Source organism: Streptomyces sp. NPDC051243 (assembly GCF_044455405.1).
Classification (GTDB): domain Bacteria; phylum Actinomycetota; class Actinomycetes; order Streptomycetales; family Streptomycetaceae; genus Streptomyces.
On sequence record NZ_JBITES010000030.1, the window covers coordinates 53618 to 63546 of the forward strand.

Sequence of the window (9929 nt, forward strand, 5' to 3'; positions counted from 1 at the left end):
GGGGGTCTTCGTCCGCAAGCCCGCCCACCTGCCGTAGCATCCCTGTACGGGCCACCCCACCTGCTCCTTTGGTCAACACACGGACCAATGGAGGCAGTTGGCTCGCCTCGGGAGGTTGTGATGAAGCACCGCGGCAGACACCGTCGACGCAAGCAGGGCCGCGCTGTACGCGCGTTCCTGGCCGGAACCGCCCTGGCGCTCACCGCCGCCGCCACGATGATCAGCGCGTCACAGGCCACCGTCGGTGACAACCCCGGCGCGCTGGAGCCTCTCACCAGGGACGCCGACACCCGCGCGCTGCGGCTCCAGGAGCGGTTGGTCCCGCAGGCCACGCTCGACGAACTCGCCTCCGGGATGGGCAAGCCGGTCGGGGTGTCCGCCGTCCTGGAGAGCGCCGACCGGAGTCTGCGCGCCGCGTCCGGCTGTACGGCCGCCGAGCGCACGGCGCTGCCGGTCGCGCCGGCCGCCACCCGCGCGTACTGCTGGGACGCCGCCGACACCCGTAACTGGCGGGCGGGCGCGGTCACCACCTCGGGGGACGCCGACGACGACGGCTGGTGGAACGACAACCGGGTGCTGCTGTCCGGTTGGAGCCAGGGCACCGCCGACCGGGGCCCGGCCAGGGTCGCCTTCGTCGACGCGAACGACCTCGGCCATCTCAGGTACGCGTCCGCCCTGCTCGTCGTCCCGGTGGACGGCGGCCGCGACTACCGCGCCCTGACCTCCCGTCTGACCGGCATGGTCTGGTACCAGGACAAGCTGCTGGTGACCGCCGCCGACGGGCTGTACGTGTACGACATGAACCGCGTCCAGCGCACCACGGTCGACAGTGTCGCCGTCGGCCGGGTCGCGGACGGCTGGTCGGCGCACGGCCAGCGCTTCGTGCTCCCGGCCGTCGGCTCGTACCGTCTGACCGGCACGGGCACCGCGCCCCGCCTCGGCGCCATCTCCCTCGACCGCAGCACGGCGCCCGACAGTCTGGTCGCGAGCGAGTGGACACCGGCGGACAGCGAGCGGCCCGCCCGCCTGTGGCGCTACGAGTTCGGCACGGACCCGGCCCGCCCCGGCCTGCTGGCCACCGACGCCACTGGAGCCGCGTCCGCGGTCGAGGCGTACGAGACGGAGGCGTCCGGCATCGGGGGCCTGCTCTCTCACCGGGCCGACGGGACGGACCGCTCCGACTGGTATCTGGGCCGTGCCCCGGCCGCGACGGACCGGCAGGGCAGCCTGTGGCGCCAGGACACCGAGGGCGCCGAGGCCACCCGCTGCGGCTCGGAGAGCGCCCCGCGCTGCTGGGGCGTCCAGGCGGGCCCCCTGTCCTACTGGGAGGCGACCGGCGAGGTGTGGTCCCAGTCGGGCCGGGCACTGTTCGCGGTGCCGCTGACGTCGATCGACCGGGCGCTGGGCTAGGGCCTGTCGTTTGGATCAGGTCGGCTGAGAGGTACTGCGCTTTTCAGCCGACCCGAGCCGGGGGCGATGGGCGAGTCGGCAACCGACGACAACGCGGCTGGGGGTACCCCCTGCTCGAAGAGCTTGAGGGAGAGCGTGCCAGACTCCGCGACGCCGGCATGATCCAAACGACAGGTCCTGGCGACAGGCCCGCCGCCGGTCGGGGCCGCCCGGCTCGGACGGCCGACGTCGCCGTCGCCGTCGATCGACAGATCGGCCGTCCGGGTGATTCCCTGGCAGCCATGACCAACATCCCCGTGACCACCTGGTCCCTGGAGCAGACCTCGCCCACCGATGTCCTCCCGGCCGCTGCCCCCGAGGGTGACGTACGGATCGTCCGGGCCGAGGTGCCCTCGCCCGAGTTCAGCCGGTTCCTGTACGCCTCCGTCGGCGGGGACATCCGGTGGATCGACCGGCTCGGCTGGTCGTACGCGCGGTGGCAGGAGTACCTGGCGCGTCCGGGTGTCGAGACGTGGGTCGCCCACGACCGGGGTACGCCCGCCGGATACGTGGAGCTGGAGCCGCAGGACGACGGGGTCGTGGAGATCGTCTACTTCGGCCTGATCCCGGCCTTCCGCGGACGGCGCATCGGCGGGCATCTGCTGGCGTACGGCGCCGCACGCGCCTGGGACCTCGCGGACCGCTGGCCGGGACTGGCGCCGACCAAGCGGGTGTGGCTGCACACCTGCAGCAAGGACGGGGAGCACGCCATGGACAACTATCTGCGGCGCGGCTTCAAGCTCTTCGACACCAAGGTCGAGGAGGAGACCGAGGTGGCCACGCCCGGTCCGTGGCCGGGGGCCTACCCTGGCTGAGCTGGGCAGAAACGGCCGATACCAGCCATGTGACCGACGACACCCTTGTCTCACTGCACGAGACAAGGGTGTCCGCATGACGGACAAAGCTGGACTGTGTCCAGATCGCCATGCCACGCTTCCGTCATGTCTGGAACTGGAATTGCCTTGGTGAGTCGGCGGCACGTCGACCTCGGCCGCATGTCCAGCGCCATCTGTCCGGCGCGCTGACAGTCCCGCAGCGCCCGACATCGCCCCCCTTTTCACTTCATTCCCGCGCAATGACGCGCAGGTCTGCCCATGCGCCCGTACGCGCAGGTCAGAGCCGCTTTCCCGCCTGTCCCGAAGGACGTATCAACCATGGCCGCCACCCCGCAGAAGCCTGCCGCCGCGACTCCCCGCCGCAAGGTGAGCCGTCACCGCGGTGAGGGCCAGTGGGCCGCGGGGCACTTCACCCCGCTCAACGGCAACGAACAGTTCAAGAAGGACGACGACGGTCTCAATGTGCGGACACGCATTGAGACGATCTACTCCAAGCGCGGCTTCGACTCCATCGACCCCAACGACCTTCGCGGTCGTATGCGCTGGTGGGGGCTGTACACCCAGCGCCGCCCCGGGATCGACGGCGGCAAGACCGCGATCCTGGAGCCGGAGGAGCTGGACGACTCCTACTTCATGCTGCGGGTGCGGATCGACGGCGGCCGCCTGACCACGCAGCAGCTGCGCGTCATCGGCGAGATCTCGCAGGAGTTCGCGCGGGGCACCGCAGACATCACCGACCGGCAGAACGTCCAGTACCACTGGATCCGGATCGAGGACGTGCCCGAGATCTGGAACCGCCTGGAGGCCGTCGGGCTGTCCACCACCGAGGCCTGCGGTGACACGCCCCGTGTGGTCATCGGCTCGCCGGTCGCCGGCATCGCGGCGGACGAGATCATCGACGGCAGCCCGGCGATCGACGAGATCCAGCGCCGGATCATCGGCAACAAGGCGTTCTCCAACCTGCCCCGCAAGTTCAAGTCCGCCATCTCGGGCTCGCCGCTGCTGGACGTGGCGCACGAGATCAACGACGTCGCCTTCGTCGGCGTGAACCACCCCGAGCACGGCCCCGGCTTCGACCTGTGGGTCGGCGGCGGCCTGTCCACCAACCCCAAGATCGGCGTCCGGCTCGGCGCCTGGGTGCCGCTGGACGAGGTCCCGGACGTCTACGAGGGCGTCATCTCGATCTTCCGCGACTACGGCTACCGGCGTCTGCGTACCCGCGCCCGCCTGAAGTTCCTGGTCGCCGACTGGGGCGCGGAGAAGTTCCGCCAGGTGCTGGAGGACGAGTACCTCAAGCGCAAGCTGATCGACGGCCCGGCGCCCGCCCAGCCCGTGGAGCGCTGGCGGGACCACGTCGGTGTGCACCGGCAGAAGGACGGCCGTTTCTACGTCGGTTTCGCCCCGCGCGTCGGCCGCGTCGACGGCGCGACCCTGACGAAGATCGCCGAGCTTGCCGAGGCGCACGGCTCCGGGCGGGTCCGTACCACGGTCGAGCAGAAGATGATCATCCTCGATGTCGAGGAGGCGCAGGTCGAGTCGCTGGCCGAGGCCCTGGAGGCCCTGGACCTGACCACCAAGCCCTCCCCCTTCCGGCGTGGCACCATGGCCTGCACCGGCATCGAGTACTGCAAGCTCGCCATCGTCGAGACCAAGGCGCGCGGCTCCGCCCTGATCGACGAACTGGAGCGCCGGATCCCGGAGTTCGACGAGCCGATCACCATCAACATCAACGGCTGCCCGAACGCCTGCGCCCGTATCCAGGTCGCGGACATCGGTCTCAAGGGCCAGCTGGTCCTCAACGACCAGGGCGAGCAGGTCGAGGGCTTCCAGGTGCACCTGGGCGGCGCGCTCGGTCTGGAGGCCGGTTTCGGGCGCAAGGTGCGTGGCCTGAAGGTCACCTCCGACGAGCTGCCCGACTACGTCGAGCGTGTCCTGAAGCGCTTCCAGGCCGAGCGCGAGGACGGCGAGCGGTTCGCCACCTGGGCGGCGCGCGCCTCCGAGGAGGCCCTCTCATGAGCGAGCGGGCCGCCCCCTTCTACTGCCCCTACTGCGGCGACGAGGACCTCCGGCCGAGTGAAGCCTTGGAGGGCAGCCACGGCGCGTGGGAATGCGCGGCGTGCAACCGCGCATTCCAGTTGAAGTTCCTCGGGCTGCTCGCCCGGGGCCTTCAGCACAACGACGCAGGGGGAGACGAGATATGACGGCGATTCAGGAAGAGCGCACGACGGACGATCTCAAGGCGCTGGCCGAGCAGGCGGGCCGTGACCTGGAGGACGCCTCCGCGCTGGAGATCCTCCAGTGGGCGGCCGACACCTTCGGCAAGCGCTTCTGCGTGACCTCGTCGATGGAGGACGCGGTGGTCGCCCACCTCGCCTCCCGCGCCATGCCCGGCGTGGACGTCGTGTTCCTCGACACCGGCTACCACTTCGAGGAGACCATCGGCACCCGCGACGCGGTCGAGGCCGTGATGGACGTCAACGTCATCACCCTCACCCCGCTCCGGACGGTCGCCGAGCAGGACGCGCAGTACGGCCCCAAGCTGCACGACCGCGACCCCGACCTGTGCTGCAAGCTGCGCAAGGTCGAACCGCTGGAGCGCGGCCTCAAGGGCTATGTCGCCTGGGCGACCGGACTGCGCCGCGACGAGTCCCCGACCCGGGCCAACACCCCGGTCGTCGGCTGGGACGAGAAGCGCCGGAAGGTGAAGATCTCCCCGATCGCCCGCTGGACCCAGGACGACGTGGACGCGTACGTCGCCGAGCACGGCGTCCTGACGAACCCGCTGCTGATGGACGGCTACGCCTCCGTCGGCTGCGCCCCCTGCACCCGCCGGGTGCTGGAGGGCGAGGACGCGCGGGCCGGCCGCTGGGCGGGACGCGCCAAGACCGAGTGCGGGCTGCACGGCTGACCATGACCGACTCCCTTGCGAATTTGGAGAACCACGTGACGAGCGGAGCCACCGTCTGGCTCACGGGTCTGCCGAGCGCCGGCAAGACCACCATCGCCTACGAGCTGGCCGGCCGGCTGCGCGAGGAGGGCCACCGCGTCGAGGTGCTCGACGGCGACGAGATCCGCGAGTTCATCTCGGCGGGCCTCGGCTTCAGCCGCGAGGACCGGCACACCAACGTGCAGCGCATCGGCTTCCTCGCCGAACTGCTCGCCCGCAACGGCGTCAAGGCGCTCGTCCCCGTGATCGCGCCCTACACCGACAGCCGTGACGCGGTGCGCAAGCGTCACCAGGAGAGCGGGGCGCCGTACCTGGAGATCCACGTGGCCACTCCGGTCGAGGTGTGCTCCGTACGCGATGTGAAGGGTCTGTACGCCAAGCAGGCGGCGGGCGAGCTGACGGGCCTGACCGGGGTCGACGACCCCTACGAGGCGCCCGAGTCGCCCGATCTGCGCATCGAGTCCCAGAACCAGACCGTGCAGGAGTCCGCGGCGTCCGTGTACGCCCTGCTCAGCGAAAGGGGTTTGGCATGACGGCGACCGTCGACACGGTGAAGGGGGGCGAAGACAGCACGGACTCCCCGTACGCCCTCTCGCACCTGGACGCGCTGGAGTCCGAGGCGGTGCACATCTTCCGTGAGGTGGCGGGTGAGTTCGAGCGGCCGGTGATCCTGTTCTCCGGCGGCAAGGACTCCATCGTCATGCTGCACCTCGCCCTGAAGGCGTTCGCCCCGGCGGCGATCCCCTTCTCGCTGCTGCACGTCGACACCGGGCACAACTTCCCCGAGGTCATCGAGTACCGGGACCGCACGGTCGAGAAGCACAACCTGCGGCTGCATGTCGCGTCGGTGCAGGACTACATCGACCGCGGGGTGCTCAAGGAGCGCCCGGACGGCACCCGTAACCCGCTGCAGACGGTGCCGCTGACCGAGAAGATCCAGAGCGAGAAGTTCGACGCGGTCTTCGGCGGCGGACGCCGGGACGAGGAGAAGGCGCGCGCCAAGGAGCGGGTCTTCTCGCTGCGCGACGAGTTCTCGCAGTGGGACCCGCGCCGGCAGCGGCCCGAGCTGTGGAACCTGTACAACGGCCGCCACGCGCCCGGTGAGCACGTCCGCGTGTTCCCGCTCAGCAACTGGACCGAGCTGGACGTCTGGCAGTACATCGCCCGCGAGGGCATCGAGCTGCCGGAGATCTACTTCGCGCACGAGCGCGAGGTGTTCAAGCGCAGCGGCATGTGGCTGACCGCCGGTGAGTGGGGCGGGCCGAAGGACGGCGAGACGGTCGAGAAGCGGCTCGTGCGCTACCGGACCGTGGGCGACATGTCCTGCACCGGTGCCGTCGACTCGGACGCCGAGACGCTGGAGCAGGTCATCACCGAGATCGCCGCCTCCCGGCTCACCGAGCGCGGCGCCACCCGCGCCGACGACAAGCTCTCCGAGGCCGCGATGGAAGACCGTAAGCGCGAGGGGTACTTCTAAGCATGAGCACGACGACGACCGAGGAGCTCTCGGCCACCACCCTGCTGCGGTTCGCCACCGCGGGCTCCGTCGACGACGGCAAGTCCACCCTCGTCGGTCGGCTGCTGCACGACTCCAAGTCCGTGCTCGCCGACCAGCTGGAGGCCGTGGAGCGCGTCTCGGCCTCGCGCGGCCAGGACGCCCCCGACCTCGCGCTGCTCACCGACGGTCTGCGGGCCGAGCGGGAGCAGGGCATCACGATCGACGTGGCGTACCGTTACTTCGCCACGCCCCGGCGCCGGTTCATCCTCGCCGACACCCCGGGCCATGTGCAGTACACCCGCAACATGGTCACCGGCGCGTCGACGGCCGAGCTGACGGTGATCCTCGTCGACGCCCGCAACGGCGTCGTGGAGCAGACCCGCCGGCACGCCGCCATCGCCGCGCTCCTGCGTGTGCCGCACGTGGTGCTGGCCGTGAACAAGATGGACCTGGTCGACTACCAGGAGCCCGTCTTCGCCGCCATCGCCGAGGAGTTCACGGCGTACGCCACCGAGCTGGGCGTCCCGGAGGTCACCGCGATCCCGATCTCGGCGCTGGCCGGCGACAACGTGGTGGATCCGTCCGCCAACATGGACTGGTACGGCGGCCCGACCGTCCTGGAGCACCTGGAGACGGTCCCGGTCAGCCACGACCTGCGGCACTGCCACGCGCGCCTGCCCGTGCAGTACGTGATCCGCCCGCAGACCGCCGAGCACCCCGACTACCGGGGCTACGCCGGCCAGATCGCCGCCGGTTCCTTCCGCGTCGGCGAGTCGGTGACCGTCCTGCCGTCGGGCCGTACGTCGAAGATCTCCGGCATCGACCTGCTGGGCGAGCCGGTCGACATCGCGTGGACCACGCAGTCGGTGACCGTCCTGCTGGAGGACGACATCGACATCTCGCGCGGCGACCTGATCGTGCCGACCAAGGACGCGCCCGCGACCACGCAGGACATCGAGGCCACGGTCTGCCATGTCGCCGACGCCCCGCTGACCGTCGGCCACCGCGTGCTGCTCAAGCACGGCACCCGCACGGTCAAGGCGATCGTCAAGGACATCCCGTCCCGGCTCACGCTCGACGACCTGTCCCTGCACCCGCACCCGGGACAGCTCGTCGCCAACGACATCGGCCGGGTGAAGATCCGCACCGCCGAGCCGCTGCCGGTCGACTCCTACGCCGACTCGCGCCGCACCGGCTCGTTCATCCTCATCGACCCCAGCGACGGCACCACGCTCACCGCGGGGATGGTCGGCGAGTCGTTCGCCTCGCCGGAGCCGGTCAAGGACGAGGCCGAGGACGACGGGTGGGACTTCTGACATGAAGGCCCGTGACGTCTTCTCCACGTTCGCGAAGGAGGGCGGCCGCGTCGGCAGCGGGGCCCTCGGCAGCGGGCAGGGCGGAGTGCCGCGATGTGTGCGCTGACCCGCGCGCACCGTCTGCGCGCCGCTCCGGACGAACCCGCCGACCTCCCGGCCACGACCTGATGAGGGCGTGAGCGCCGGGCCACCGAGAGGAACACCTCCCGTGCCTGCCACCACCGCCCCGCGACGGCTGCTCGCCGTCCTGGCCGCGCTCCCGCTGCTCGCCCTCGCGGCCTGCGGCTACGGCTCGCAGGCCAAGGAGAACACCGAGCAGGCCATCGCGGGGGCGGCCAAGGTGGACGGCCTGGACTCGGTGCGGATCGGCTACTTCGGGAACCTCACCCACGCCACCGCGCTGGTCGGCCGGCACGAGGGGCTGTTCCAGAAGGAGCTGGGCGGGACGACGGCGGAGTACGCCACGTTCAACGCCGGCCCCTCGGAGATCGAGGCGCTGAACTCCGGCTCCATCGACATCGGCTGGATCGGGCCCTCCCCCGCCGTCAACGGCTACATCAAGTCGGACGGGAAGAACCTGCGGATCATCTCCGGCTCGGCCTCGGGCGGCGTCAAGCTCGTCGCCGACCCCGAGAAGATCGAGTCCCTGAAAGACGTCAAGGGCAAGAAGATCGCCACGCCGCAGCTCGGCAACACCCAGGACGTGGCGTTCCTCAACTGGATATCCGAGCAGGGCTGGACGGTCGACGCGGAGAGCGGCAAGGGCGACGTCTCGGTCGTCCGCACCGAAAACAAGATCATGCCGGACGCCTACAAGTCCGGCTCGATCGACGGTGCCTGGGTGCCCGAGCCGACCGCGTCCAAGCTGGTCGCCGAGGGCGCGAAGGTGCTGCTGGACGAGGCCGACCTGTGGCCGGACAAGAAGTTCGTGATCACGAACGTCATCGTTTCGCAGAGCTTCCTCCAGAAGCATCCGCGGGCCGTGGAGGCCGTGCTGCGCGCCTCGGTGAAGACCAACAAGTGGATCAACGACAACCCCGAGCGCGCGAAGGCCGCGGCGAACGCCCAGTTGGCGGCCGACACCGGCAAGGCGCTGCCGGCCGAGGTGCTCGACCCGGCGTGGCAGTCGATCCGGATCACCGACGACCCGTTGGCGGCCACGCTCGGCACCGAGGCGGAGCACGCGGTGAAGGCGGGGCTGCTGGAGAAGCCGGACCTCACCGGCATCTACGACCTGGCGCCGCTGAACAGGGTCCTCGAGGCCGAGGGCGAGCCCGAGGTCGACGACGCCGGGCTCGGCGTGAAGTCGTGAAGTCGTGAAGTCGTGAAGTGAAGTCGTGAAGTCGTGAGCAAGGCACTGACCCGATGAGTTCCCAGGAGGTGACGACCATGGCAACCGCCCTCGCCAAGGCCGCGGACACGGACGCGTCCGTGGAGCACGCCGCGCGCATCGAGCACGTCTCCAAGTCCTTCGCCGGACCGGCCGGGCAGCAACTCGTCCTCGACGACATCACGCTCGATGTCGCGCCCGGCGAGTTCGTCACCCTCCTCGGGGCGTCCGGCTGCGGCAAGTCGACCCTGCTGAACCTGGTGGCCGGGCTCGACAGGCCCAGCGCGGGCAGCATCACGACCGACGGCCGCCCGGCGCTGATGTTCCAGGAGCACGCCCTGTTCCCGTGGCTGACCGCGGGCAAGAACATCGAACTCGCCCTGAAGCTGAGGGGCGTACCGAAGGCCGAGCGGCGCGACCGCGCGGAGGAACTCCTCGAACTGGTCCGGCTGAAGGGCGCGTACGGCAAGCGGGTGCACGAGCTGTCCGGCGGCATGCGCCAGCGCGTCGCCCTGGCACGGGCGCTCGCCCAGGACAGCAGGCTGCTGCTGAT

11 protein-coding genes are annotated in these 9929 nt (G+C 70.4%); all 11 read left to right on the forward strand.

Translation table 11 applies throughout. From position 1 onward, the window contains the following. Positions 1-120 precede the first annotated feature (120 nt). Entirely contained in the window at positions 121-1410 is a 1290-nt protein-coding gene (locus ACIBAG_RS44965) for a hypothetical protein (RefSeq protein ID WP_399113847.1), read from the forward strand. Between the two features lie 281 nt (positions 1411-1691). After that, entirely contained in the window at positions 1692-2264 is a 573-nt protein-coding gene (locus ACIBAG_RS44970) for a GNAT family N-acetyltransferase (RefSeq protein WP_399113848.1), read from the forward strand. 126 nt (positions 2265-2390) lie between these two features. Then, entirely contained in the window at positions 2391-2474 is an 84-nt protein-coding gene (locus ACIBAG_RS44975) for a putative leader peptide (RefSeq protein ID WP_310591794.1), read from the forward strand. Between the two features lie 129 nt (positions 2475-2603). Further along, positions 2604-4301: a nitrite/sulfite reductase gene (locus ACIBAG_RS44980; RefSeq protein WP_399113850.1), complete on the forward strand. Its 1698-nt coding sequence runs from the start codon at positions 2604-2606 to the stop codon at positions 4299-4301. After that, positions 4298-4486, forward strand: coding sequence for a hypothetical protein (locus tag ACIBAG_RS44985; protein WP_031487674.1), 189 nt, complete (start codon positions 4298-4300; stop codon positions 4484-4486). The genes ACIBAG_RS44980 and ACIBAG_RS44985 overlap by 4 nt, the downstream gene beginning before the upstream one ends. Continuing rightward, positions 4483-5193, forward strand: coding sequence for a phosphoadenylyl-sulfate reductase (locus ACIBAG_RS44990; protein WP_399113851.1), 711 nt, complete (start codon positions 4483-4485; stop codon positions 5191-5193). The genes ACIBAG_RS44985 and ACIBAG_RS44990 overlap by 4 nt, the downstream gene beginning before the upstream one ends. Positions 5194-5228: 35 nt before the next feature. Then, positions 5229-5765 carry an adenylyl-sulfate kinase gene (cysC, locus tag ACIBAG_RS44995; RefSeq protein ID WP_399113853.1) on the forward strand — a complete coding sequence of 179 codons (537 nt, stop codon included), beginning with the start codon at positions 5229-5231 and terminating at the stop codon, positions 5763-5765. Beyond that, positions 5762-6709, forward strand: coding sequence for a sulfate adenylyltransferase subunit CysD (gene cysD, locus ACIBAG_RS45000; RefSeq protein WP_399113855.1), 948 nt, complete (start codon positions 5762-5764; stop codon positions 6707-6709). Before cysC ends, cysD begins: the two co-directional genes overlap by 4 nt. 2 nt (positions 6710-6711) lie before the next feature. Further along, on the forward strand, positions 6712-8046 hold the full coding sequence (locus ACIBAG_RS45005; RefSeq protein WP_399113857.1) for a sulfate adenylyltransferase subunit 1: 1335 nt from the start codon (positions 6712-6714) through the stop codon (positions 8044-8046). A 208-nt stretch (positions 8047-8254) separates the two neighbouring features. Next, on the forward strand, positions 8255-9358 hold the full coding sequence (locus ACIBAG_RS45010; RefSeq protein WP_399113859.1) for an aliphatic sulfonate ABC transporter substrate-binding protein: 1104 nt from the start codon (positions 8255-8257) through the stop codon (positions 9356-9358). A 77-nt stretch (positions 9359-9435) separates the two neighbouring features. Further along, on the forward strand, positions 9436-9929 hold a 494-nt coding region (locus ACIBAG_RS45015), incomplete at its 3' end, for an ABC transporter ATP-binding protein (RefSeq protein WP_399113860.1).